This window comes from Pseudidiomarina sp. PP-1MA (genome assembly GCF_041200125.1).
GTDB classification, from domain to species: Bacteria; Pseudomonadota; Gammaproteobacteria; order Enterobacterales; family Alteromonadaceae; genus Pseudidiomarina; species Pseudidiomarina fusca.
On the sequence record NZ_CP165718.1, the window covers coordinates 83,596 to 108,564 of the forward strand.

A 24,969-nucleotide genomic window follows, 5' to 3' on the forward strand; every position below is an offset into this window, starting at 1 on the left:
TATGTTTACAAACTCCCATTCTAAACAAGAACAAGACGTGAACCGCTTGGCCAATTGGATACAACAAACGACAGCTACGGTCGCTCCGGTATGGCCACTAGACCGAAGTATTGCTGTTAATCCTTGGTGGCAACAGCGTACCGAATCAATTCACGAAGTTGCGGCAGAGCAACTAGCATGGTTTAACATACCGCTTGTAAAAGGAGCTGAAGGGTTATTGGCTGAAGGGCGGTTTCATGGCAGCGTGGCGGCATCTTACGATGCGACACAGGCTCAACGTAAGCTCCGTACCTTACCTTGGCTAACTGAAATTCAGCAACAAATGAGCCAATTCTGTGCATTATGGGTTAATTATCCTGCGCAAGTCGGACAGCACCATGACATCAATCAACGTATGTTTAAACAATGGCTGAAGGTGGTGCGGCAAGACCGTGGCATCGCATTGTTGTTGAATCATAAAAACATACAGCAGCACCTAGAGAACTTGCCAGAGGATATTTTCGAACTTTACCAAATAGCCTTACATCAGCTTCCACTAACAGCAGCACAATGGCCAATCTATCTGCAGGTACTGCTGCATGATCTGTATGGTTGGGCGAGTATTTTTGCTCAAAGGCGTTGGCAACGAGAGTTAACCCAGCGGCCGGATTTTAATGACGAGCTTAATCAGCTACTAGCGATTCGCTTGGCCTGGGACCTCGTTTGCTGGCAAAGCTCTGATGAGGCACTACAGCAACAATTCAAGCTAACCTGGAGTCATTATTTAGAGCGTAAGCAACAGGTCGCTATACAGTTACAACCGCTGTGGCAACAGCAATCAAAACGTGAGCAGCACTATCAGCAGCAGTTAACTACCCAATTGATGACGCCATCGACAAAGCAATCCGAGAACACGCTGGGTAAACAGCCAAAGCTGCAAGCTGTATGCTGTATAGACGTTCGCTCTGAACCTATGCGCAGAGCGCTAGAGGCGCAGCATGAGGGGATTCAGACCATAGGTTTTGCCGGCTTTTTTGGGTTACCGGTTGAATATCAAGTAAGCGCAGAATTGAGCAAGCCCCAATTGCCGGCTTTACTGGCACCTCAGTGGCAGGTGCAGTTATCCGGTCATCATGAAACGAGTGAGCAGGTGAGTAAAATCTGGCGTTCCGCCAGTTGGCACCGTGCTCACGAGAGCCCTGCAGGGGCTTATGGTTGGGTTGAAATGAGTGGCTTAGCAAAGATTGCTAAATTACTTAAGAAAACCTTAACCTACCAGCCCCAACAGCGTATCGCGGCAAGTTTGGTGAATACTGGGCCGTGGCTGATCACTCGTCATCAACAACCGGTCAGTAACCGTGAGTTAGCTCAAGTTGCTGCGCAAGTGCTAACGGGTATGAGCCTCACCGAAGCTTTTGCCGAGTCAGTGTTGCTGATAGGCCACACAGCATCAACTCATAATAATCCACATGCTGCTAGTTTGGAGTGCGGCGCTTGTGGCGGTCAGTCTGGCGCAGTTAATGCGCAAGTGCTGGCGCAAATCCTTAATGAGCCTTCAGTACGGCAGCTATTAACTGAACACCATCAGATCAGCATTCCCTCTCAGACACGCTTTATTGCAGCGCTTCATAACACCACATTACAGCAGCTACAGCTTTTAAGTGCAGATGTCCCTGAAGATGTGGCTACCTGGATAGCAGCTGCAAATACCCAAGCGCAACAAGAACAAGCCCAGCGATTATTGGGGCAGCAGGCTGCCACAATCCCCCCCCAGCAATTGTTACAACAACGGGCAGGAAGCTGGGCAGAAGTTCGTCCAGAATGGGGCCTCGCGCGCAATGCGGCCATTATTTTTGCACCGCGCCGTGTTACTCGCAGCTTGAACTTTGATGGTCGTGTTTTTTTACACGAGTATGTCGCCGAGCACGATCAAGACCAAAGCCTATTAACCCAGTTGTTAACGGCACCTATGGTGGTGGCTCATTGGATCAATATGCAATATTACGCGTCAACGGTGGCACCGCAGCAGTTTGGCAGTGGTAATAAGCTACTGCACAATGTTGTAGCTGATGGGTTGGGTGTCTTTGAGGGGAATGGGGGAGATCTGCGTATTGGCTTAGCACGCCAATCGGTACATGACGGACAAGATTGGTACCATGAGCCGTTGCGACTTACCGTTGTGATTGCAGCAGATACGGTCGCAATTGACCAGGTGATAGCTGCGCAACCGGTCGTCAAACAACTGGTTGACAACGAATGGCTGTGGCTATGGCAGTGGCAACCATCAACAGCAACGTTGCAACAACGCACCGCTACCGGGTGGGTAGCGGTACCTAAAACCTAAATCACCTTATAGAGCCATTGGTCAGAGCGAAATTTATTAGCAACAAGCTGTGCTGATGTCGCTAACTCTGCCGCGCTGTAATTGTCAGTATGGGTTTGATAAAGCTGGGTAAACTGCTCCATAAAGGCGTCGATAATCTGGGCTCGCGGTAAACCGGTTTGACTGCGCATGGGGTCGACCCGCTTGTTAGCACTTTTGGTGCCCTTGTCAGAGAGCTTTTCGCGCCCAGTACGGAGTACTTTGAGCATCTTATCGGCGTCAATGTCATAGGCGAGAGTGGCGTGATGCACAATCACCCCATTAGCAAAACGTTTTTGTGCAGCACCCCCAATTTTACCTTGGGTTGAGGCTATATCGTTTAATGGCACGTAGTGCGCCTTAATTCCCACTTCAGCTAGTGCAGCTAACACCCAAGTATCAAGAAATTGATAGGATCTTTCAATACTCATGCCATCTACCAAAGAACTAGGCACGGTTAACGAATAAGTAATACAGTTACCTGGCTCCATAAACATGGCGCCGCCACCAGTAATGCGCCTAACAACATTGATATTAGCAGCCTTGGCTGCGTCCATGTCTACTTCATTTCTAACCGATTGAAAACAGCCAATAACCACAACCGAATCATCCCAATCCCAAAACCTGAGGGTTGGTCCGCGCGTACCTTGTGCAACAGAGGTCGCAAGCACTTCATCTAGCGCCGCATGTTGTATCGCTGGTAAGGTGACAGGTGGAATCACAGCAAAGTCATGGTCAAACCAGCTGCTGGCTTTGCCTAAAGCGCGTCTTACCGCCGTAGCTACTGCCTCAGCAGAGAAGCCAAACATCACCACATCGTCCGCTAGGGCGGCGGTAATGGCCTTACTAATAATGGCATGGCTAGCATCAATGGATAGGCCTACCAACGCTTGGTTAATATGCTCTAGTGCCGTATCAGGCTCCAAAAAGAAATCGCCAGAAATACTAGCCGAGGTAATAACCTCCTGATTAGTTTCAATATCTGCCACTACTAGCTTACCGCCAGGAACTTTAAATTCTCCGTGCATGATGCCACCTCTGCTATTCGTATCCAACGATGTGTAAGTTGCCCTGAGCTTAGCATTTTTAGCGGCTCGAATCTTTGCTCTAACCCGCCTTATTGAATCGTATGTGGTTGTAACTGGCAGAACCCTCAATAAGGTCTAAAATTTAACGCGAATGAGGAAAGCAACACACAAGGGAGAAGCATGATGCAACCATACAAATTAGTCACTTTAGTATTAACACTGGGGCTGCTGGCAGTTTCGTTAGCGCCGGCCCAAGCCATCACTGCAAAAGGAGGGAGTGCAGTGATGATGGATGATGGCGAGCAAGTCAAACTAGAATATTTAGGGACAGATCGGTTACGAATTACTTCTGACGCAGATGAAGGCTACATGCTCATGCGCGGAGACAAGCTTTACGCGGTGGCGCAACAAGGCGGTCAGGCGATGGTGTTTGATTTAACGGCAGCAGTCGCATCAATGGGCGGCATGGTTGAGTCGCAAGGCGTTTGGGATGAAGAGATTCAAGATATTCTTGAACTAACCAACACCGGACAATCTGAGATGGTGGCGGGTATTCGTGGTGAGATTTTCACGATGACCTATATAGATGGACGGGGACATAAGCAAACGAGCAACATGGTTCTTAGTAAAGATGACAGTATCGTGGCCTTAACTCGAGCCATGAACGCTATGACGAAATTGATGATTACCGCGAGCGGTGGTCAGCTACCGCCCGGGGTGATTAAAATGGAGGAGCGGATCCTAAGCCAAGGCTACGGTGTATTACGTCAAGGTGATGACTTTGTGTTCACAGAGATATCCACCACCGAGCCACCAGCCAGTAGTTTTGAGCTGCCGGCAAAGCCGATGAAATTGCCAAGTATGGGGCAGTTTAATTAGCTTCTTAGCATGTCCGCTAGGATAGTTCGGGTGAGCTAAACGTTATCCCGTTTTGAGCAAGTAGACGACCGATATGCAATAAGCGCCCCTCATGATGATGCGGGGCACTTATGGAGATTCCAATAGGTAGTCCCGTGGCGTCACATCCTGTCGGTACAGTCAGTACCGGCTGACCACTTAAATTGAACAAAGCTACAAACGGAAAGCAATAATCCATGTAGGGTATCTGCTCCCCATCCAATGCAATGCGTTGATGCTGATGGTTATGCTGAAATGCTGGGCCTAAGGCGGTGGGGCTGAGAACCGCATCGCAAACCGCAAAACTTCGGTTGAGTTCTGCAATCACCTCACGGCGTCGATACAGCGCTCTGCTCAAATGTTTGAAGTCTAGGCTTAAACCACGTTTTAGCGCAGGAATGAGCGTCAATGAGCTATCTCTGAGGGCAGGACGAAACTTCATGTAGAAAATTTTACGAATCAGCCAGGGTAAATTTTGGGCAATAGAAAAGCCGAATAACTCTGCCCACAACTCCATCGCTTGTGCAGCCAATTGGTTATCTATGGTAACGGGTTTAAGGGTGGCTCCTTGAGCTGTAATTAACTGTTTTAATTGGTCTAAACCCAACTGCACCGACTGGCCTGCGGTTAAGCCATGCAAGGTGTCAAAGTAACCAAAGGTGTATCCGCTCAAGGGCTTACTTTCAAGTTGGAGCTGCTGTTGTGGGTACAGTACTCTAAACGCCAGCTCTAAGTCTTCAGGGGCGCGGGCGAGTGGCCCTGTACAATTCATCACACTAAACCCAAGCTTATGTTCGGGTAAAGGGGGGACATGGCCATCATGACTGTGACCGTTCTCGGTAGGCTTTAATCCGAATAAGCCACAGTAGGCCGAAGGATTGCGAATGGAGCCGCCGATGTCACTGCCCAGTTCAAGAGCACATAGATCTGCTGCTAACGCTGCGGCACCACCACCCGTGCTGCCACCCGGAGTTCGGGTGATATCAAAGGGATTATTCGCAGTCGGATAGAGTGGCCCAAAGGTTTGGCTATCAGCAAGTAATTGCGGCACATTGGTCTTGCCGAGGATGACGGCTCCAGCATCAAGCAAGCGTTGAACCAAGGGGGACGTCTGCGAACCTTGGTAATTCTTCAACGGCGGATAATTGAGAGTCGTTGCAGTGCCCTGATACAGAAAGCACTCTTTAATAGAAATGGGAACACCATGCAGTGGACCTAGACAGTTGGCGTTGTCATCGCGCTGTTTCGCTTGCGACAACGCTTGATGGCGATAGATATCGACAAAGGCATTCAGCTTTGGATTATGCTGCTCAATGCGAGCCAAATAATGCTCAGTAATTGCGGTAGACGTCAGTTCACCCGCTTGAATTGCATGCGCTATAGTTGTTGCTGATAAGTGCTTCATAAGTGCCTGTTAATGTCAGATATCGCTAGAGCTTAAAGCGGGCATAAAGAGGATTATGGTCAGATACTGTACGGGTATCAAGCGCCGATGCTTGTTGCAAAGATAAATTACGGTAGAAAATGAAATCCAGCGGATGTTGCCGATAGGCCTTGATATGGTGTGGATCAGCCATAATGGCGTGCTTGAGGCCTATGCTTCGACAAAACCGTAATAGGCGAAGGCGGCGCTGGCGGCTCCAAACATTAAAATCGCCAGCAACGATAAGCGGCCCTTTGTGATCTAAAATCTCGTTCTTAATCAGCTCAATTTCTTGTGAAAATTGCTGTGTGCGCACAAAGTTAATCGCATGGATATTTACCACTAACAGCGCACCGCCTTCTGCTAGTGTGTGATAGGAAAGCATGTAGCTTTTGTGGGTAGCAAACATGCCCTCGCGCTTTCTACTTAATCGAGCTTGTGCTTCGGTAAACGCATACTGACTGGCTGTGAGCACACCATAAGTAGAACGCCGCATTTGCATATTTGGTGCGACAGCGTAAGACCAATGCGGTAAGAGCCAATTGGTTTTAGAGCTAAGCTTGGCTTCTTGTAGTAGTAAAAATAGGCAAGGAAACTGCGCTAAAAGGCGCGTAAGAGTGCGCTGAAACTCGGGTGTATCTGTGAGTTTCTGCGTATTCCAACACAACACGCCAAACTCTTCGCCATGACGAATAGGTTGTTCGTGAAGGAACTGCTCAGGAACCAAAACTTTAGGTTTAAGCAAATGGCGTCTCCGAAGGTTCTGTCTTGGCACATCGTACCACCTTCTAGTAGACCTTCTTCTAGTCATTTTGGTTCGGCTTGTATCTATCTTAATTGGATACTAACTAAGCTGTAAAAACCGATTGCCGCGATAGCTTTTATTCAACAACGGCGCTGGCAAAGAAAGGTAGAATAATGCAACTCATGGCATTAATGAACCAATAAGGAACACTTTACATGTCTGCACTTTTTCAGCCTTTTCAATTAAAAGACGTAACACTACGTAATCGTATTGCAGTTCCACCAATGTGCCAATATATGGCAGAACAAGGTGTGCCCAATGATTGGCATCTTAACCATTACACCAGTTTGGCCCGTGGTGGTGCAGGTCTAATCATCGTAGAAGCAACGGCTGTCTCACCAGAAGGTCGAATCACGCCGAATTGTACCGGGCTTTGGAATGATGAGCAGGCACAAGCATTTGTACCTATTGTCGAAGCTATTCAGACTGCTGGCGCAGTACCGGGTATTCAACTTGGGCACGCTGGGCGTAAAGCCAGTGCAAATCGTCCTTGGGATGGCGACGATCATATCGCCGAAGCAGATGCCAAAGGCTGGCAAACCCTGTCACCTTCTGCTATTCCATTTGGCGCTAACTTATCCCGGATGCCTAAGGCAATGACCCTCGAAGACATCCAACGGGTACAAGACGACTTTGTCGCTGCCGCCGAAAGAGCCCGTGATATTGGTTTTCAGTGGTTAGAACTACACTTTGCCCATGGCTATCTAGGACAAAGCTTTTTGTCGCCTCACGCCAATCAGCGTGACGACAACTATGGCGGTTCGTTCGAAAACCGTGCACGCTTTTTGGTAGAAACTGTGCGAGCTGTGAAGCAAGTTTGGCCAGATAATTTACCGCTCACCGCACGTTTAGGCGTGATTGAATTTGACGGCAACGATGAACAGCAACTTGAAGAAGCTATCGCACTGACCAACCTATTGAAAGCCGAAGGTTTGGATTTCTTGAACGTTAGTATCAGCTTTTCTACACCAACCGCGTCTATTCCTTGGGGACCCGGCTTCATGGCTCCTATCGCAGAACGTATTCGGCATGCGGCAGCCATCCCAGTTGCCTCGGCCTGGGGAATTGATGCTCCGCAACTGGCCGAGCATACAGTTGCCCAAGGTCAGTTAGACTTAGTGATGATAGGACGTGCCCATCTAGCTAATCCGCATTGGCCTTATGAAGCAGCTAAAGCACTGCGTGTGGAGAAACCATCATGGGTGTTGCCAGCCCCTTATGCACATTGGCTAGAACGCTACTGATGCTGGCAACCTTAGCCAACTTGAACCCAGTAAAACGTACTCCCGGGTACGTTTTAGTGGGTCTACTCGGGCTTGAAGTTTGCTGATTTGCGCATGCCTGCAGCTCGAATGGCTTCTAACTGATTATCGATGGTTGCTCTATCAAGCCACTGGCCTGCCACCATGACACCAGAGCGTCCGGCGAGCGCTGCAGGGTATTCCAGCGGATTTTGCTGTAACAACACCAAATCAGCACGGTGACCTTCTGCAACGCGACCGAATAAATCTTTATCGGCAAAATACTCCCCAGCTGCGACGGTTGCGCTGTGTAAAATTCCAGCCAGCGGAATTCCGGCGTCGTGTAATACTGCAATTTCACGTAAGGCTGAGAAGCCCGGAACACTGAATAATTGGGGCGCATCGGTGCCAAAAATAATGGGTACGCCACCGTCAAATAGGGCTCTAATTAGCCGCTGGCGATTGTCTTGTTGAATGGCGGCCGCTTCGGCGTTGAAGTACCCTAAACTTGGCTCTTCTAAGTAATTAAACCAGCCGGCTCGCACTGCTTCAGGTACATAGTCAATTTCTTCGTACTGGCGCAGCTGCTCTATGTCACTGGCACCAATAATCGTGGCCCACAATGCCTGGGTTGGCACCACCGCGGCACCGTGACGCAGGGTTAAATCAACGAGGTAGTCCAGTTCGTATTTACTAGCAGGCCGATTTAAAGCGTCGATGGCTTCCAAGTAGCCGTCTAAGTGGTCAATGGTACGTTGCCCTTCTGTTAATGCCACTTCAAGACCCACGTCTTTCGGTACATGACCAGCAAAGTCGATGTTTGCGTCACGCGCAGTTTTTGCCATTGCTTGATATTCGCTAAGCGTTAGCCCTGGATGGACTTTAAGTAAATCCCAGCCTTGATCACGTTGTTCAATAACGCGTTGAGTGGCCTTTTCTGGTGATTCAATGCTGTTGCCGTTAAAGCTTGGCCCAGCCAGATAAAGTGTTGGACCTGTCCGCTTACCTTCTGTAATGTCCTGTTTCAATTGTAACTGATGGGGGTAGCCGAGCATGCCCCGCACCGTGGTAATACCGTTGGCAACATACATAAATAGCACATCATCTAGATAGCGCTCTGGCAGTTGGCCAAAGCTTGATGCCGGCGGCACATGGCCGTGCATCTCGGTTAAGCCAGCCATCAAAAACTGGTTGGTACCGTCAATTTCTACAAAGCCGCTGGGAACTGTCACGGCAGAGGTTGCTCCAACCGTGGTAATGCGATCGCCTACCACCAAAACTGTTTGAGCTTCGGCAATCTCACCCAAATTACGCGCAATGTTCACCACAGCAACATTTGTAAACGCAAAGTTCTTCGGTGATTGATGTGACGTTTCTGGTGCGGACGGTTGAGCAGGCTCGCACGCTGCGATAAAGGTTAGTAGGGTAACAAGTGTGATGAAGCGAACCATTGTGTTCATGATGTACTCTCAGTTGTCTAGCGCAGGGTATGATTAATCGCGTCGAGGGCGCACACCTCGCACATCAAAAGGGCTGGTTATGACTATAACAACCATGAAACAAAACTACCAACGCGCAGTACATCTTGATGGTGCACGTTTGTGGCAATGTGAGCAGTACTACCAGCGTAGCTTCGCGGAAATCTGTGCGCTTTTCGACGTCTTCCCCACGCTCGTGGGGGGAGTAGCCAACTAATCTTGGCCACTGTTGTTTCAGAGTGCAAAGCCATTCTTCCAAATCGCTAGTGGATGGAATAGTGCCGGCAAGTTCGTTGTAGCACTGGTATCAACTAGGAGTAGGTCAGCTTTCATCCCCTCGGCAATGCGCCCTTGATGAGGCAGTGCAAAAGCTTGCGCTGGCGCGGCGGTTGCTGCGTGCAGGACTGATTCGAGCGGCAATCCAGCACGCTTTAATAGCTCGAGTTCTACCAGTAATGACCAGCCGTGAGCGGTGCTTGGGTTCGGTGCGTCGCTGCCAGCTAAAATCGGCACTCCTGCTTGATAGAGACGCTCGGTGGTGAGTCGTAGATTTTCATAAAAGTGTGCAGGAAAAGTAGTATTGCCAAATGACTGATTGAGGCTGGCCTCAGCGCTTGCTGGAAGCTTGAGGTTTTCTGCGGTGAGCAGTTCGTCGTTGATTTCGCCACGCAACATCCCCTCGTAAAGCGCCATCGTGGGAATCATAAAAGTCCCGTTGCTGCGCATCAATTGCACCAGTTCATCGCTCGCTGGGCGGTCAAAGAAACTATGCACCAGGCCGTCGGCACCTGCTTTGACGGCGTCCACTGCTGAAGCGTGATCGGCAACATGCACCACGGCGAGTTGCTGTGCTTTATGGGCTGCTGTAATAGTGGCTTCTAGTTCTGCGTAGGAAATCGACGGCGCATGTCGATAAACAGCATCAGCACGGGTGTAAACGATCTTGATAAAATCGGAGCCACTGTCGAGGCGTTTTGCGACAGCTTCAGGGGCTTCGGAAGGTTCACTTAACGTGGGTACGGGAATACCGTATTGCGTGCCATGGCCTTTAGGTGCAGTGACTAAGTAGCCAGCACCAAAGATATCAGCATGTTCAGCTTGCTGGGTCTTCGCACGCGCGGCTTTATGTTGCTGCAAGAAGCTAGGGTCACCGAACATATCGATCACGGTGGTCACGCCAAAGTTCAAACTTTGTTCAAGGGCATCGCCCCAGACGTGCACATGCGCGTCGATTAAGCCGGGCATCAGCACTTGGCCTTGGGTTTCACGGTAGGGTAAATCGAGTTGTGGGCGCGATAATGCAAGTTCAGTAATCCAACCATCGTGAACGACAACAAACTTTTCATCGCGCCATTTTTCGCCGTCAAAGATGTTCACCGGACCGATCACGAAGCTGTTGTCGTTCGCCACGTCAGCAGTTTTCGGAGTTGGTAAATTCAATACGATAACCATTACAGCAACAACAGCGGCAAGTAATAAAAGTATCTTTTTCATAGGTAACAGGCTCATGCAAATTAGTGCGAAAGGCGCTGATAACGCCAGCGTACAAGCAGAACAAGTAACAGGGAAAATCCGACAAGTGCAGCCAAGTGCAGCCAAATGCTATGGCCCTGACTCGTGCCAATCACAGCATGTGCCAACTGCGCATAGTGGTAAGCGGGCAGGCCATAGGCGATGTATTGCACGGCTTCCGGTAAGAATTGAATGGGCACCCACAAGCCGGATAAGAAGGCCATAGGTAAATAAACCAAGTTGACCACAGCGGGAGCGCTTTTGTCGGACAAGCATAGGCCCAGCAATAAGCCGATAAGGGCAAAGGGAAGGGTACCGATTAGCAATACCAGCAACAGCGCTAACCATTGCCAGGTATAGAGTTCAACTTCCGCGAATAAGCCACCGGTGACAAACAGGATTAAGGCAATGCACAAGGCGAAGACCAAGCTACTGACATACTTAGCTGCTACGTAAGCGTTAAAGGGCATAGGCGCAACGCGCTTCAACGTAAGCCAGCCATGGGCTCGGTCACTGGCGACTGCGGTCGCATAATTGAACATAGCCGGCCCCATCATGCCAAAACAGGCATAAGAAACAAGCATGTACTTGCTACTGCCTGAGCTAAAATTAAAAACGATACCAAAAAAGACATAAAAAGTGACTGGAAATAAAATAGCCGGCAAAAAGAACGCGGGTGTACGCCATAGACTTAGTAAATCATAGCCTGCTTCTTTAACGTATAAATTCGCATTAAACATAGCGCTGCTCCTGTATGTTGGCTAGGTAGGCTTGCTCGAGTGAACCATGATCAGCAATCACCTCGGACAAAGTGCCTGCAGCGATGACTCTTCCCTCTCGCAACATCGCGACACGGTCGGCCAAACGCTCGGCTTCTTCAATGTAGTGGGTGGTCAGTACAATAGCCGTGCCCGCAGAGCGGTAGTCTTGAATATGCTGCCAGAGCGCATGACGCGCCTCGACATCCATGCCCACCGTCGGTTCATCCAGAAACAGTAAGTCGGGCTTGCCAGCAACGGCGAGGGCAAAAAGGACTTGCTGGCGCTGGCCGCCAGAAAGTTTGCCAAAGCGTTGCTTGGCGATACTGCTAAGATTCAATTTGTTTATGAGCTCACCAACCTGAAAACCGTTTTGGTAATAGCTACAAAACAGGTCCAACTGCTCGTAGACAGTTAGATTGGCTGCCAGTGTACCGAGTTGCATCATGACGCCTAAACGCTGTCGTACCGCTAACGGTCGATGTTGGTTCAGCATGGGGTGACCAAAAAGTTCAAGTTGATCTGCTTGATAGGCGTGGATGCCAAGCACGCTATTGATGAGTGACGTTTTACCGGCACCATTTTTGCCAAGTATTGCAAGAACCTCGCCGCTAGAGGCCGTGAGATTTATATCGCTAAGCGCGTAATGTTCGCCATAGCTCTTGTTTAAACCTTGAATGGATAGGTGTATGACTGCCATGATCGGTCTCCAATGAATAGTGTTAGAGCCAAGTTTAGGGAGACAGGAGTTCGCGCGACAGTCGTTTTTGTCAGCAATTGAAGGTGACAAATGTCACTAGCCGAATGGGCTAGCAATGGCCATAATGAGGTAACTTCGAGCCAAAGAAGCAGATGATGATCAACGAAAAAACCAAACAAAAGGCCTCTAACGAAGAAGCGAAACATGCTTGGGTCTATCTATTTAACTTAGGTTTTTACATCCTACCGATGGTGCTATTCCCCTATACGGTCAGCGAAATCGTGTTGCTTTCGCTCGCCATGTTGGTATTTGTCGCTCTGTACTTTTATTGCTTCTATTTGCCGCGCCAGCGCATGTTTTGGCCGATTATCGGGATGTACGTTATTGCCTGTGCGGTCACTCCGTGGAACCCCGGCTCTATCGCCTTCTTCAGTTACGTTGGCTTCTTTTTAGGTTTTGCCTATCGTTGGCCCTATGCCTTAACCGCCGTGCTTGGTGTCATCGCTACCCTCGCAGTATTTCAGTGGGGTGTGGGTACGCATTGGGACCTGTTTTTCCATTACGGTACCGTTATTGTGGTAACCGTTGCGATCTTTGGCCGAGTTGAACGCTTGCGGCAACGCCACGCCGCCGCAGAACGCCGCAGTGCCGAAGAAATCGAACGCCTCGCAACGAGTGTTGAGCGCGAGCGCATCGCCCGCGACTTACACGATATCTTGGGGCATACACTTTCGAGTATTGTATTGAAATCTGATTTAGCCAAAGCGCAACTTGGCAAACAGCAATACGATGCCGCTGCGCAACAGCTACAGGAGCTCAGCGAAATAGCTCGTATTAGCTTGTCGCAAGTGCGGCAAAGCGTGTCAGGTTATAAACATCGTGGACTAGCGCTTGAACTGAAGCGGCTAGAACAGCGCTTACAGGATGCCGGTTTTCGCACCGATATCTTAGGTAAGCCACCGCTGTTTGATGCAGCGCGTGAAACAACCCTAGTGCTCGCCATAACCGAATTAGTTACAAATGTGATTCGTCATAGTTCAGGCCAGCTCTGCACTATTCATTTTGACGAAAGCGCTGACGTCTATCGGGTGCAAGTAAGCGACGACGGTAATCATGCAGAAGTTCAAAGAGGTAACGGTCTGTTGGGAGTACAACAACGAATACAAGAGCTAGGCGGCTCCGTCGAAGTGTCCACCGCTCGAGGGTGGGTGGTCGCCTTACAGTTACCCAAGCTTGAAATGCCGAAAATCAACGGAGCAACGACATGAAAATTTTGCTTGCCGAAGACCAAACGATGGTGCGCACCGCGTTAGCTAGCTTGCTTCGTTTAGAGGCAGACTACGAGGTTGATGAGGCGGTCGACGGTGCAGCAGCGCAGCAACAACTGCAACAGGAGCACTACGACATACTCTTGACCGACATCGAAATGCCTCATCTTTCTGGGCTTGAGCTTCTGCAGTGGGTACAGCAGCATCAGCCAGCGCTCAAAACCGTCATTATTACGACGTTTAATCGCGCGGGTTATATCAAACGTGCCGTTGATGCTGGAGTGAGCGGCTTCTTACTCAAAGATGCTCCGATTGCTACACTCATTGATTCACTTCACAAGGTCTGTGCGGGAGCGCGAGTAATAAGCAATGAATTACTGCTGCAAGCACTCGGCCAACAGGACCCACTAACGGAGAAAGAACGCAAGGCACTGCGCCTTGCAGGACAGGGAATGAGCACACAAGCTATTGCAGAAGCATTGTTTATTGCAGAGGGAACTGCCCGCAACTATCTCTCCGAGGCGATAAGTAAATTACACGCAAATAATCGCGTCGAGGCCGCACGCTTCGCTCATCAACAGGGCTGGTTATGAAGATAACAACCATGAACCAAAACGACCAACGCTTAGTTAGTGCGGCAAATTTCTGGTACGAGCATTTACGAGCCTGTCTAATGGCTATAATAAAATCAAACCAACGATAATAGATTCGACAACAAGGAGAGGATAATGGCAGATCAGCAAAAGGCTCTGGAAACGCAAATTGCAAATATTCAGGAGCGGACCGGTAAAACGATTCACGAGTTAAAGGCTTTAGTTTCAGCGAGCGGCTTAAGCAAGCATAGTGATATCGTAAGCATGCTCAAGACGGACTTCAATATGGGGCACGGTGATGCTAATACGGTCGTGCATTTAGCTAAGCGTGATGCCGATGCTAAGTCTACGGAATCAACTAATCCGTTGGATGGCCTTTATGTTGAGAAAAAAGCAGACTTGCGACCGATTCATGAAGCTTTGTTGGAACAGCTCAATCAATTAGGGGACTACGAAACAGCTCCAAAACAGAAATACGTGAGCTATCGCCGCAAAAAGCAATTCGCCATGATAGGGCCTGCGACCAATTCACGCGTAGAGCTTGGACTGAACGTTAAAGACTTACCGGCGGCACCGCGTTTGGAGCCACAGGGTAGTGGGAAAATGTGTCATTACATCGTGAAGCTCACCGATGCTGCCCAAGTAGACGACGAGGTTAAGGCTTGGCTTCGTGCCGCATACACGGCTGCAGGTTGACTCGAGCGCTAGATACGCATCTAGCAGACGCGCTTCCGAAGCTCACGAATGTTGTCGCGAGCTGATTCATTAAAATCATACTTGAGCATTACACGCAGATATCGAGTAACGTACTGACAATGAAACTCTTTATTTGGAGGCAACCAATCGCGAGGGCCTTTTGCGCCTTTACTCCGATTAAGATTAGCTGTAACTGCAAAGAGATTGACGGTGTCGTTCGCGAAGTTTTTTCTTTCTGTATCTGTCCACTTATCCGCACCATGTTCCCAAGCCCACGCCAGTGGCACAAGGTGGTCAATATCCATCTTCGATGAGTCAAAAAGTACGTTCCCCGAGTATGGGTCGTTCCAACGTCCACGAAGCACCCGACATCCATTTTCTGACATTGTCACTGGTCCAGTTGATAAGTCTTGTAAAAGCTCGTGACGAGTGTTTAAGCAATCACCATCGTCATCTGTCCAGTGAGCGAAAGCGCTCCTTGAGTAACTTTGTGATGTTGTAGAATTTGCAGGTTTAGTAACTCCATTCTTGTTGTGGTTGTGACTTCCTTTGGGGAGCTTTCCACCAGCGGCTAAGCAAGCTTCGATTGTTTCGAAAGCGGTGAAGTTTTTCGTTCGTGAATAATATGCACTCGAGCTGTCATGACAAATTTTGCTGGTGCTCATTTTGACTGGTTCGGCAAGCAATTCACCTGAGAAGATTATTAAGCAACATGAAATGAAAGAGATGATGGCCGATTTGAGTACAGGTCCAGTGTAAGTCGATTGCAAAGCGCTGTAGTGCATGTCGTATTCTCACGTGCGGCATTAAATACCCGCAGTGTAAGCCATTTCTTACATTGAGTGTAACGTTGAGTAGCCACTTGAAGTCTTGCATACGCTAAGAAACGTGTATGCAAGCAGTACTGGAGAGGTTCTGAAGAAGAGGATGTTACCACGAGCATCGTAACTAAAGATCTGCGTAAGCTGTTGACCATTTCCATAGGTCATCGCCGTTAATTGACCGTGTAAGTCTCGAAACGCACGATGTATTGAAAGCATGCATTTCTGCTGGCGCTGCTCTTGAGACCAGCCTCTCTCAGCGCGCAATCGTTTTACTGCTATGCGGCAGATTTCCGGCAGCAGTTGGAAAGTGCAGTATTTAAGTCGAGCGGAGTATCTCAACCACGCGGTCATAGAGAATTTTAGTTAACATCACGAGGTCGTTACCGGTAGTACTGACAAACTGAATGACTACCATATCGTCCTCAGGATGGTATCTCGCGATACTTTGATAACCTAACACCCAGCCGGTGTGATTATATGGGTAGAGAGATGCGTATATTTCCTGTTCCTTTTCGGTAAAAAAAGTCCCCTCATTATGCGATAAAAACTATGAACTTGTTGCGCGGGGCTTGGTCTGTTGTGCTCCTTTTGAGGAACGAAATGCGCCATAAATACGCTAGGAGAAGACTGTGTTATAAATGAGGTGATTACACTACGGCACTTCTGAATGTGCATTTAAAGGCGGTCGAGCAATTCATACAGTGCTTTGTCGTTCTCCTGACCAAGCTGCTGTGCAAGTTGGCGATGTGCTTCAACACCCGCTTCGTTGTTGTCCAATTTCATGAGCTGAGCCATGCGAGCATGCGCCCAAGCAAGCTCTGGAAGTTCTAAGTCGTTGTCGAATGCAAGAATGTAGGCTTCCATACTTTGAATTCCATCTTGCACATGCATGCCGCTAAACACTGCATTTCTAGCCACTTGATAGCGAGCGTTTAGTTGTGCTGCACGAATTTCTGGATGCTCCGAGAGCGCGCTGTCTGCCTGTAACATAGCGGCTTGTTTGAATAAGGTGTGAGCGCCTGCATAATCTCCCTCTGCTTGCTTTTGTAGCCCCAAACGAAGTTCGAGTCGGGGTTCATTCGGATGTTTTGTCATGGCCTGGGTTAATGCAGCGGTATAATTGTTAGCGTCGAAAACGTTCACTACACGTAATTGCGCAAGTGTACCTTGAAGGTTGTCGAGCGCTGCTATATCAGCGGCCTTGGCCCGAGCCTTGGTCTCGCCGCCGCCTACAATAGAAGGTGCATTCAAGTAGTAGTTCAGCGCGGCTAGTTGGTACTTCATATTCGTTGGCTCGAGGGCCACGGCTTTTTCAGTACACTTACGGCTTCTTGGTGCATTGCGCATAGCGCTCAACATGCCTTCTCCCGCACGTAGGCCATAAATTACACCACAGTAATAATTCACCTGAGGGTCCTCAGGGTACTGCTCAAGTAGCCTTTCCATTAGGCGCTGCGCAGGGCCAAGTTCATTTGGCAAATGTGCTTCTATTTGCTGCAGCTGAGGCTCAAGAGCTTGGGAATTATGTTGGGCCCAAGTGTTTACAGTGGCAAATGTGCATGCAGCGACTGTGAGAATAAGTATGTGTTTCATAATCGGTCCTTATTTATGGCCTTAATTTAAAGCTTTGCGTGGCGGGTCATATTTCTTTGAGAGTTTGGCGATAAAGAATGATCCAATAACTCCAGGAGCGAACCAAAGGGCAGTTTGTACCCAGCCACTAGCGTGTAGTAACGAATTTCCACCAAACACAATGAAAGCGGTGTATGCACCAATTCCAGAGCCGAGATAAGCTCCCAAGTGTTCACGCAACCAAGCCGTTGGAGACACGCTTTTACGGTAGATATAAACCAAGTTAGACACACCAATCACCACTCCAAGTGCGCCGAATACAATGAGTAAAACGAGACTGTTAAAGAGTCCAAAAGCGCTAAGTGCTAATCCATTGATTGCAAACGCTCCGTTGATGGCTAAAGGCAGAGGCTTTTTCAAGCCATTACGGTTGCGTTTGTGCTCCAGCACTTGATTACCGTGAAAAATAGCGCAGTGAATCAACATGCCAAGATGAATAAGAAACCAAGCAAAAATATAAGTTTGTTTTAGGCGCACCTCGGTAAGGTGAGGAACCGCAGCAAGTTCAGGTTTAACGGCAGTATTGAATAACAACACCATTACGGAAGCAAAAATTCCAGTCAACGCAACCACGTGCATACTTGAGCCATAGATTTTGCCGAATTTTTTGTGATTTAAACCGCCTTTACGAGAAAGTACAGGCACCCAAAATAGGCAGACTGCGAGCGCTCCAGCCAGTACGTGAATTGCTACGGTAAGTTGATAGATGGTTAACATAATTGCCATTCCTCCGAGAACATAGGGGTAAAGAGCAGGCCTCTTAAACCATGGAGGACATTTTAGGTGGCTATGAAAATGTATGTTAGTGACAGAAGTCACAACTTTAAAAATGACTTTTGGCCTATTGGTGATTTACGCAATTGCTTGCATACTCAGGCAATGGAACTGAAAAACTTAAAACTAGATGCTGATCGACTAAGCGGTATTGGCACCGTGCTGGTAGTGGCCGCTTTCGACTTGTGGCTGTTACTCTCAACCACCAACGCAAGCACACCAAGGCTTGCTTTGTTGGCGTTACTTTATGCAACTTTTACGGTTACATTTTTCATCAATACAAACGATGAAGTACCGCTCTCAAGATGGCCCCGGCACCTAATAATTGGTGGTCAATTTGTAGTCATTTGTTCAATAATGTACACCACACCCAATATGTTTAGTGCCATTTTATTAGTGGTGTGGTCGGCGCAGCTCCCTTATTTTATGCCTTTTCGCTGGGCGCTTTGGCTCACGCCACTGTGGAGCTTTGTTGCGTGGAGTACGCACTTTCTGCGTTGGCAGCCCGACGGCATTGTAATTACTGGGGTGCTGTTCACTACGTTTAATGTGTTCGCGCTCATTATGATGGAGTCGAGGCGTAATGCAGAATTTCAAAAAGAGCGCGCAGAGCAAGCGAATCGAGAGCTTATTGCTATGCAGTCACTTGTGAAAGAGGCGTCGCAGCAGGAAGAACGGCTGCGTATTGCCCGCGATATTCATGATCTTGTAGGCCATCATCTTACCGCGCTTACGGTGCAACTCCAGGTGCTGGCGCGTAAGGTACCTGAAGCTCTGAAAGTTGACGTAGAGCGTTCTCGTGCTATTTCGAAATTACTGCTCGCAGACGTGCGTGTTGCCGTAAGCGAAATGCGTGAACATGAACAACTGAATTTGCGTGAAGCACTTGAGGCTTTGGTCGAAAAATTACCGGGCATTGAGGTTTCATTGGCTTTCCCGAATAAAGTTGCGGTACTCAATTTAGAACAAGCGCTAGCAATATTGCGCGGTGTGCAGGAAAGCGTGACCAATAGCGTGCGACATGGCAAAGCCACCAAGGTAGGAATTGAGGTGCAGCAATCTGAACGCGAACTTGTAGTGCGTGTTAAAGACAACGGGCAAAGCAGCAAACCGATCGAATTTGGCAATGGCTTGAACGGCATGCAGGAGCGGCTAAAAAGCTTTAATGGCACTGTAACTGCTGAGCGCCAAGCGCGCGGCGTTTTGGTGTGTCTTAGAATACCGGTGGGTTTATGAGCACTTTGCACTCACCCGAAAAGCACCGAGTTATGTTAGTCGATGACCAAAAATTAATTCGACAAGGCTTAGCGAGCTTATTGTCGCTTTCAGCCCATATTGAAGTAGCACATGAAGCAGCAGATGGCGAACAGGCACTTGCGTGGATCAAAGCCCATGGCAGCGACATTGACATAATCCTGCTGGACTTAAGAATGCCAAAAATGAATGGTATTCAACTTCTACAAGCCATGCGTGCAGAGAATATAAAAATTCCGGTTTTGATTCTGACCACCTTTGACGACCATAATATGCTTCTTGAAGCGTTGAAAGCAGGGGCGCGAGGGTACCTACTTAAAGACGTAGAACTCGAAATGCTAGTGAGTGGTATTGAGCGAATAATCGCTGGCGAGTCAATGATTCAACCTACCATTACCACCTCGCTTTTAAACGGATTACAAGGCTTACATTCCGAATTTGAGGCCTTTGCCGCGCCTGAGGCGCTTTCCGCTAAAGAGCTAGAAATATTACGCCTTATTGCCGCCGGTTGTTCCAATAAAGAAATTGCCGACGCTCTTTTTAAGTCGGAAGGCACCGTTAAAAATCAAGTAAGCGCCATTATGGCGAAGCTTGGTGTGAGAGACCGGACGCGAGCAGTTTTAAGGGCTATTGAGTTGGGACTTATCGGGTTTTGTTAACGCTAAGGGAACCTATAGCTGCTCTCTGTCGCTAACTAGCTCCTTAAAATAACAAGTTCTAATCTTAAGTACCTCAGTGGTGCCGGCTAATTAACGGTATTATCGGACAGACGGCTCTGAAATTCTTTGATGGCGCACCCGACAGGAGTCGAACCTGTGACCTCTGCCTCCGGAGGGCAGTCACGGGTTCGGTGGTAAATCGTTAAAGCTAGGCGTAGCAAGGGTTTAAACGGTGTTTTGATTTTCTATTTGGCGTCGAAATCGACACTTTTGAGACCGTTTAATGACAAAATTGGTCACAGGAAACCGAAGTAGAAATTTCAAATTTTGACCTTTGCCTCGCGACAAAAAATTCTAAATATCCGGAAAAATCTGAGTTTTTAGGTGGAAAAAATTCCACCAATTCGAACGTGGCTTAGGTGCGTGGCATAGGTTATAATTTATGCGACTCATCATAAGGGTACATGATAATGAAACGCACAAAAAACAGCTCAGATAAACAAGAGCGCTTTGTTCCAAATATTGAGAACTTCAAGACCAGTCTTGGGTACGAAGGCCTAAAAATGAAAGAGTCTTCTGAAAAGCAGTCTATTGCATCTTTAAAACGTAAATATGCGAGATAAGTACGGCGTTGGTCAAGATCCGTATTGTTATCCGGACTCTGATGTTTTGGTTAACAAGCTCAATATTCGCGATGAGGAAACTCTTGCCGCTGCCGAAATAGAATTTACTACCCTACGTTATAAATCCTACACAGCTACTACATTAGGCAGTCAGGAATTCACACTCGAGCATCTACAGCGTTTACATCTGCATTTATTTCAGGATGTATACGATTGGGCTGGCGAGTTACGAACAATTGATATTTCAAAAGGTGCAACTCGATTCTGTACGGCATCAAGAATCAAAGCTGAGGCGGATAGGTTATTTCGCCAAATTCCTTTGTTAGAACATGCGAAAACACCAGAGGTTTTCGTGCGTGAAGTTGCTGATTTATACTGCGAGATTAACTTATTACATCCATTCCGAGAAGGTAATGGGCGTGCGCAACGATTCTTTTTTGAAGAAATGCTATTTGCACTTGGTTATGACGTATTGTGGCCTGAAATTTCGCAGCAAGAGTGGGTCGATGCCAATGTTTCTGGTGTGAATCTCGATCTTCAGCCACTTGTCGATATTTTTTCGAGCGCCATGAAGACAAGAGCAGAGTTCAATCAGTAATAGCACTTTCTATTCATAACCGCTCCGATTTTTCGGGGGGATTACAACTGCGCCTTCGACTGGACGATCAGCTGAATGAGGGAGAGAGAGCAAGAATTGTAAAACGCTGGTTCGTTATGACATTACTGACCGGAAGAGCCGTGGGAAGCTTTGAATCCACGTGGGAAACTGACTTACGTCGTATTAAGGACCACGGTGCGGAACAATACTTACGCACTCTTGAAGCCTCAGTTCTAAGTGATAGTTTTTGGGATGTAACTTTAGTTCAGGAGCTCGAGTCACCAAGCAAGCGTAGTCCTGCATTCCAAACATATTTAGCAGCAAGAGTTGCAAAAGGAGGGCGGGGATTCCTTTCAAAGTCGATTAATATCGCACAGATGATCGAGGGGCATGGCGATATGCACCACATAATTCCCAAGAATCACCTTATTCGTCATGGATTCCCGAAACAGGGAGATTACAACCAGATTGCAAACTTTGCGTTGACAGAAACAGCAATCAACATCGCGATTAAAGACCTACCACCGAAAGAATACATGTTAATGGTTCTTGAACAGATTGAATCCGGAAATTTAAGACTTGGCGAAATTTGTGATCGAGAAGATTTACAGAGAAATTTAGCCGAAAATGCTATTCCTGAGCTCATATTCAATACTACCGCAGAAAATTACAAAGAGTTCCGAGCGGGACGCCGTTTTTTAATGGCAACAATGATCAAAGAGTATTATGACAGCCTTTGATCTTAAAGATGAGAAAACTTATACATGATTGTCTTCAATCTATTTAAAACTCAATGGCGGCAAGGTGTCTAGCAAATCAGTGTCGATTCAGCTAGGTTATCTCACCCAGCGCAGCAAGATAATTGGCTAACATCTTTAGTAAACGTTTGAGCGCATAATTTTAAGCCTTCTACCATCGTAAGGTATGGGAAGAGCTCATCAGCCAACTCATTGACTGTCATTCCTGCTCTTATCGCCATTACAGCAGCTTGAATCAACTCACCGGCTTCTCCTGCGACGACTTGAACACCGAGCAGTCGGCCGCTGCCACTCTCTGTGACAATTTTTATAAACCCTTGGGTATTGAAGTTAACCAATGCCCGTGGGACATTTTCAAGGCTCAACGTGCGGCTTTCGGTGACGTAACCACCAGTTTTAGCATCAGCTTCTGATAAACCCACCGTGGCGACTTGTGGATCAGTAAAGATAACCTCGGGCATTGCACTGAGATCAAGATGCGCATCACCGCCCGTCATGTTAATAGCGGCTCGGCTGCCGCCTGCGGCGGCGACATAGACAAACTGCGGCTGATTCGTACAGTCGCCTGCCGCATATACTCTTGAGTTAGAGGTTTGCATGCGCTCGTTAATCGTTATTGTACCGCGTTCAGTTTGTACACCGATGGTTTTTAAATCGAGGTTTTCCGTATTGGGCGTACGGCCTGTGGCCACGAGCAGTTGTTCTGCTTTTAATGTTCCGGCATTGGTTTTGAGAATGAAGTGTTGTCCGTCGTAACGCACTTCGCTGGCTTCTGTATGCTCAAGCACATTGATGCCTTCGCGATCAAAAACAGTCGCTATTGCTTCACCAATGGCAGGCTCGTCTTTGGATAACACCCGACTGCGAGCCAAAACAGTAACTTCACTACCGAGACGCGCGAAGGCCTGTGCTAATTCAAGAGCAACGACCGAGGCTCCAATAATAGCGAGGCGTTTAGGAATGTTACTTAGCTCTAATGCGCTTGTCGAAGTAAGGTAAGGGGTTTCAGCTAAGCCGGGGATGGGGGGTTGTGCGGGTCGGGCCCCGGTGCCGATAAAAGCACGGTCAAAGTAAACCGTTTGCTCACCGCCATCGCGAAGTGATACGGAAAGAGTTTCATCGTTTATAAAGCGGGCTTCGCCGTTAATAACGGTAATGGCGGAATTCTCTCTAAGAATACTCTGGTATTTGGATTCACGGAGTTCTTCTACCCGAGCCTGTTGTTGCTCGAGGAGAGCTGATCGATTTACCTTAAGAGTATGAGTACTTAAGCCTTTATCAAAAGGGCTTTCTCGCCGCAGTTGGGCGATATGAGCCGCTCGGATCATGATTTTAGACGGGACACAGCCAATATTGACACAAGTTCCGCCAATAGTACCTCTCTCAATGAGCGTCACTCGGGCACCTCTCTCGGTCGCTTTGAGTGCCGCAGCCATCGCACTGCCGCCGCTACCAATGACAGCAATGTGTAAATTGTTATTACTCATAACGGTTACTCCTTGGTCTTTCAGTTTTACAGCAGCTATAAGGCATTGTGATGTTTCATGACTGATTTTTTGGTGCCGTTGCTTTCAGTGTTGATGGGTATCCTGCATTTGTCGTTGCTTCAGTGAGCTGCTTAACTGACGTTTTTTCGTCGTCGAATGTCACGGTTGCATCCCGCTCTTCAAAACGGACATCGACGGCGCTCACACCTGCAACTTGGCCAAGTGCAGCTTTGACAGTAATTGGGCAGGTGACGCATGTCATACCGGGTACTGATAGCGTAACCGTTTTCTCAACCGCCAATGCGGGCATGCTAAACAGTAAAAATAAAATGGTTGTTATCATTGTTTTTTTCATCGTGTATTGCCTCCTAGTAAAAGAAAGGAACAACATAGGGGTAAGCCAATGCTGTTAAAGTAAGTACCGCAACGAGCCAAAACATCACTTTGTAGCTCTTACGAGCATTTGGCGTTGCGCAGGTGTTATCAGGGTTGCAGTCATCAGCACGCCGGTATATTCGACGCCAGGCAAAGAATATGGCAATCAATGCAATGGCAATAAAAATGGGTCGATAAGGCTCAAGTGCTGTGAGGCTCCCAATCCAGGCCCCGGATACACCGAGTGCAAGTAATATGAGGGGACCCAGACAACACGCAGATGCCAGAGTCGCTGCGATCCCTCCCGCGAGAAGAGAGCCCCGACCAGATTTTGAATTTGACATAAGAGTAACTCCTTCGGGCATTTTGCTTTAATGTGTTAATCTTAGACCCGTACCTCACTACGGAAGCAATAGCTATGTTAAAAAAACGCAACGTAATGACAATTGGCACGCTGGCCAAAACAGCCGGCGTGGGCGTGGAAACGGTGCGCTATTATCAGCGCCGAGGGCTAATGAGCGAGCCGGAGAAGCCGTATGGGGGGATCCGACATTACGACGAACAAGCGCTTGCTCGGCTTCATTTTATTCGCGCGTCTCAATGGCTCGGATTTAGTCTGGATGAAATTGGTGAGCTATTAACTCTGCAAGATGGCGCTCATTGCGATGAAGCACGGGAGCTTGGAGAGCAAAAGCTCACCAGTGTTCGTCGAAAGATATCGCGCTTACAGCAAATTGAACGAGCGTTGAATGAGCTGGTGCAAAAATGCAGCTCCGGACACGGAGATGTCTATTGTCCACTGATGGCGTCGCTTAATGACGGGGTTGAGGACGCTACCACGGACAAACATAAGGTGCGTTAGTCTGTGTAGTAAAACTTTTGAGCGTAGTTCTTTAACTGAATTGCTTTATAGCTAACGCCAGCCATACACAAGAATCCCCATACCGGTTAGCACAAACGCCGCCCCAATCAAGTCGAAGCTGGATAAAGGCGATTTATCGATAATTCGCAGCTTATGGCAGTTAACACGTAAATACCACCATAAGCTGCGTAGACCCACCCGCTTTCCGCTGGATGAAGTGTTAATAAGTAAGCAAATAAGGCTAAGCTCACTGCCGCCGGAATGAGCAACCAAACCGAATGGCCCTCTTTGAGCCATAGGTAGGGTAAATAGCATCCGACAATTTCAGCAATTGCGGTGGCAATAAATAAGCCCAGTGTTTTCATTAAAAATAATGCACTCAT

Annotated in this window: 27 protein-coding genes; 12 read left to right on the top strand and 15 right to left on the bottom strand. The window is 48.1% G+C overall.

What is annotated here, in order from left to right; translation table 11 throughout:
- Nucleotide 1: 1 nt before the first annotated feature.
- Nucleotides 2–2,323, top strand: coding sequence for a DUF2309 domain-containing protein (locus tag AB8S08_RS00395; protein WP_369743017.1), 2,322 nt, complete (start codon nucleotides 2–4; stop codon nucleotides 2,321–2,323).
- Here the strand turns inward: AB8S08_RS00395 and AB8S08_RS00400 are convergent.
- Nucleotides 2,320–3,369 carry a lipoate--protein ligase family protein gene (locus AB8S08_RS00400; protein WP_369743018.1) on the bottom strand — a complete coding sequence of 350 codons (1,050 nt, stop codon included), beginning with the start codon at nucleotides 3,367–3,369 and terminating at the stop codon, nucleotides 2,320–2,322. The two genes, AB8S08_RS00395 and AB8S08_RS00400, sit on opposite strands and share 4 nt — an antisense overlap.
- Nucleotides 3,370–3,549: 180 nt before the next feature.
- On the opposite strand from AB8S08_RS00400, the gene AB8S08_RS00405 reads away from it, so the two are divergent.
- The gene (locus AB8S08_RS00405) at nucleotides 3,550–4,248 is read left to right on the top strand and encodes a hypothetical protein (protein ID WP_369743019.1); all 699 of its coding nucleotides are present in this window, start codon (nucleotides 3,550–3,552) and stop codon (nucleotides 4,246–4,248) included.
- Between the two features lie 16 nt (nucleotides 4,249–4,264).
- Here the strand turns inward: AB8S08_RS00405 and AB8S08_RS00410 are convergent, their stop codons facing one another.
- Both AB8S08_RS00410 and AB8S08_RS00415 read right to left on the bottom strand, forming a co-directional pair.
- On the bottom strand, nucleotides 4,265–5,671 hold the full coding sequence (locus AB8S08_RS00410) for an amidase (RefSeq protein ID WP_369743020.1): 1,407 nt from the start codon (nucleotides 5,669–5,671) through the stop codon (nucleotides 4,265–4,267).
- 25 nt (nucleotides 5,672–5,696) lie between these two features.
- Complete coding sequence (locus AB8S08_RS00415; RefSeq protein ID WP_369743021.1) at nucleotides 5,697–6,434, bottom strand: endonuclease/exonuclease/phosphatase family protein; 738 nt, start codon at nucleotides 6,432–6,434, stop codon at nucleotides 5,697–5,699.
- A gap of 215 nt (nucleotides 6,435–6,649) precedes the next feature.
- On the opposite strand from AB8S08_RS00415, the gene AB8S08_RS00420 reads away from it, so the two are divergent.
- Entirely contained in the window at nucleotides 6,650–7,738 is a 1,089-nt protein-coding gene (locus AB8S08_RS00420; RefSeq protein WP_369743022.1) for an NADH:flavin oxidoreductase/NADH oxidase, read from the top strand.
- A 62-nt stretch (nucleotides 7,739–7,800) separates the two neighbouring features.
- Here AB8S08_RS00420 and AB8S08_RS00425 read toward each other — a convergent pair whose 3' ends face one another.
- The 4 genes from AB8S08_RS00425 to AB8S08_RS00440 form a co-directional block, all read right to left on the bottom strand.
- Nucleotides 7,801–9,195 carry an amidohydrolase family protein gene (locus tag AB8S08_RS00425; RefSeq protein ID WP_369743023.1) on the bottom strand — a complete coding sequence of 465 codons (1,395 nt, stop codon included), beginning with the start codon at nucleotides 9,193–9,195 and terminating at the stop codon, nucleotides 7,801–7,803.
- A 252-nt stretch (nucleotides 9,196–9,447) separates the two neighbouring features.
- On the bottom strand, nucleotides 9,448–10,707 hold the full coding sequence (locus AB8S08_RS00430) for an amidohydrolase family protein (RefSeq protein WP_369743024.1): 1,260 nt from the start codon (nucleotides 10,705–10,707) through the stop codon (nucleotides 9,448–9,450).
- Nucleotides 10,708–10,727: 20 nt separating this feature from the next.
- Nucleotides 10,728–11,465 (bottom strand): ABC transporter permease, encoded by a 738-nt coding sequence (locus AB8S08_RS00435; RefSeq protein ID WP_369743025.1) that lies wholly within the window; start codon nucleotides 11,463–11,465, stop codon nucleotides 10,728–10,730.
- Complete coding sequence (locus tag AB8S08_RS00440) at nucleotides 11,458–12,183, bottom strand: ABC transporter ATP-binding protein (RefSeq protein ID WP_369743026.1); 726 nt, start codon at nucleotides 12,181–12,183, stop codon at nucleotides 11,458–11,460. The genes AB8S08_RS00435 and AB8S08_RS00440 overlap by 8 nt, the downstream gene beginning before the upstream one ends.
- Nucleotides 12,184–12,335: 152 nt before the next feature.
- Here AB8S08_RS00440 and AB8S08_RS00445 point away from each other — a divergent pair, with 152 nt between their 5' ends.
- The 3 genes from AB8S08_RS00445 (at nucleotide 12,336) to AB8S08_RS00455 (ending at nucleotide 14,740) form a co-directional block, all read left to right on the top strand.
- Nucleotides 12,336–13,451, top strand: coding sequence for a sensor histidine kinase (locus tag AB8S08_RS00445; RefSeq protein WP_369743027.1), 1,116 nt, complete (start codon nucleotides 12,336–12,338; stop codon nucleotides 13,449–13,451).
- Nucleotides 13,448–14,044, top strand: a complete 597-nt coding sequence (locus AB8S08_RS00450) for a response regulator transcription factor (protein ID WP_110076876.1) — start codon at nucleotides 13,448–13,450, stop codon at nucleotides 14,042–14,044. The genes AB8S08_RS00445 and AB8S08_RS00450 overlap by 4 nt, the downstream gene beginning before the upstream one ends.
- A 135-nt stretch (nucleotides 14,045–14,179) precedes the next feature.
- A complete protein-coding gene (locus AB8S08_RS00455; RefSeq protein ID WP_369743028.1) occupies nucleotides 14,180–14,740 on the top strand; it encodes a DUF5655 domain-containing protein in 561 nt (186 codons plus the stop codon).
- A gap of 20 nt (nucleotides 14,741–14,760) precedes the next feature.
- Here the strand turns inward: AB8S08_RS00455 and AB8S08_RS00460 are convergent, their stop codons facing one another.
- From AB8S08_RS00460 to AB8S08_RS00475, 4 genes are all read right to left on the bottom strand, one after another.
- Nucleotides 14,761–15,525 carry an HNH endonuclease family protein gene (locus tag AB8S08_RS00460; protein WP_369743029.1) on the bottom strand — a complete coding sequence of 255 codons (765 nt, stop codon included), beginning with the start codon at nucleotides 15,523–15,525 and terminating at the stop codon, nucleotides 14,761–14,763.
- Nucleotides 15,526–15,573: 48 nt separating this feature from the next.
- Entirely contained in the window at nucleotides 15,574–15,915 is a 342-nt protein-coding gene (locus AB8S08_RS00465) for a hypothetical protein (RefSeq protein WP_369743030.1), read from the bottom strand.
- Nucleotides 15,916–16,239: 324 nt separating this feature from the next.
- Entirely contained in the window at nucleotides 16,240–17,157 is a 918-nt protein-coding gene (locus tag AB8S08_RS00470) for a hypothetical protein (protein ID WP_369743031.1), read from the bottom strand.
- Between the two features lie 21 nt (nucleotides 17,158–17,178).
- The gene (locus AB8S08_RS00475) at nucleotides 17,179–17,913 is read right to left on the bottom strand and encodes a hypothetical protein (protein ID WP_313932706.1); all 735 of its coding nucleotides are present in this window, start codon (nucleotides 17,911–17,913) and stop codon (nucleotides 17,179–17,181) included.
- A 72-nt stretch (nucleotides 17,914–17,985) separates the two neighbouring features.
- Between AB8S08_RS00475 and AB8S08_RS00480 the strand changes: the two genes are divergently transcribed.
- The 5 genes from AB8S08_RS00480 (at nucleotide 17,986) to AB8S08_RS00500 (ending at nucleotide 21,844) form a co-directional block, all read left to right on the top strand.
- The gene (locus AB8S08_RS00480) at nucleotides 17,986–19,206 is read left to right on the top strand and encodes a sensor histidine kinase (protein ID WP_369743032.1); all 1,221 of its coding nucleotides are present in this window, start codon (nucleotides 17,986–17,988) and stop codon (nucleotides 19,204–19,206) included.
- A gap of 32 nt (nucleotides 19,207–19,238) precedes the next feature.
- Nucleotides 19,239–19,883, top strand: coding sequence for a response regulator (locus AB8S08_RS00485; protein WP_369743033.1), 645 nt, complete (start codon nucleotides 19,239–19,241; stop codon nucleotides 19,881–19,883).
- A 470-nt stretch (nucleotides 19,884–20,353) separates the two neighbouring features.
- Entirely contained in the window at nucleotides 20,354–20,506 is a 153-nt protein-coding gene (locus AB8S08_RS00490; RefSeq protein WP_181394963.1) for a hypothetical protein, read from the top strand.
- Nucleotides 20,496–21,104 carry a putative adenosine monophosphate-protein transferase Fic gene (locus AB8S08_RS00495; RefSeq protein WP_369743034.1) on the top strand — a complete coding sequence of 203 codons (609 nt, stop codon included), beginning with the start codon at nucleotides 20,496–20,498 and terminating at the stop codon, nucleotides 21,102–21,104. Before AB8S08_RS00490 ends, AB8S08_RS00495 begins: the two co-directional genes overlap by 11 nt.
- A gap of 116 nt (nucleotides 21,105–21,220) precedes the next feature.
- The gene (locus AB8S08_RS00500) at nucleotides 21,221–21,844 is read left to right on the top strand and encodes a hypothetical protein (RefSeq protein WP_369743035.1); all 624 of its coding nucleotides are present in this window, start codon (nucleotides 21,221–21,223) and stop codon (nucleotides 21,842–21,844) included.
- Nucleotides 21,845–21,945: 101 nt separating this feature from the next.
- Here the strand turns inward: AB8S08_RS00500 and merA are convergent, their stop codons facing one another.
- From merA to merT, 3 genes are read right to left on the bottom strand one after another with little or no spacing between them, the layout of a single operon-like run.
- A complete protein-coding gene (merA, locus tag AB8S08_RS00505; protein WP_369743036.1) occupies nucleotides 21,946–23,349 on the bottom strand; it encodes a mercury(II) reductase in 1,404 nt (467 codons plus the stop codon).
- Between the two features lie 55 nt (nucleotides 23,350–23,404).
- A complete protein-coding gene (gene merP / locus AB8S08_RS00510) occupies nucleotides 23,405–23,704 on the bottom strand; it encodes a mercury resistance system periplasmic binding protein MerP (protein ID WP_034818174.1) in 300 nt (99 codons plus the stop codon).
- Between the two features lie 13 nt (nucleotides 23,705–23,717).
- The gene (gene merT / locus AB8S08_RS00515; protein ID WP_034734507.1) at nucleotides 23,718–24,068 is read right to left on the bottom strand and encodes a mercuric ion transporter MerT; all 351 of its coding nucleotides are present in this window, start codon (nucleotides 24,066–24,068) and stop codon (nucleotides 23,718–23,720) included.
- Nucleotides 24,069–24,142: 74 nt separating this feature from the next.
- On the opposite strand from merT, the gene merR reads away from it, so the two are divergent.
- Nucleotides 24,143–24,586 carry an Hg(II)-responsive transcriptional regulator gene (gene merR, locus AB8S08_RS00520; RefSeq protein WP_092857846.1) on the top strand — a complete coding sequence of 148 codons (444 nt, stop codon included), beginning with the start codon at nucleotides 24,143–24,145 and terminating at the stop codon, nucleotides 24,584–24,586.
- 107 nt (nucleotides 24,587–24,693) lie between these two features.
- Here merR and AB8S08_RS00525 read toward each other — a convergent pair whose 3' ends face one another.
- Nucleotides 24,694–24,969 carry a YnfA family protein gene (locus tag AB8S08_RS00525; protein WP_369743037.1) on the bottom strand — a complete coding sequence of 92 codons (276 nt, stop codon included), beginning with the start codon at nucleotides 24,967–24,969 and terminating at the stop codon, nucleotides 24,694–24,696.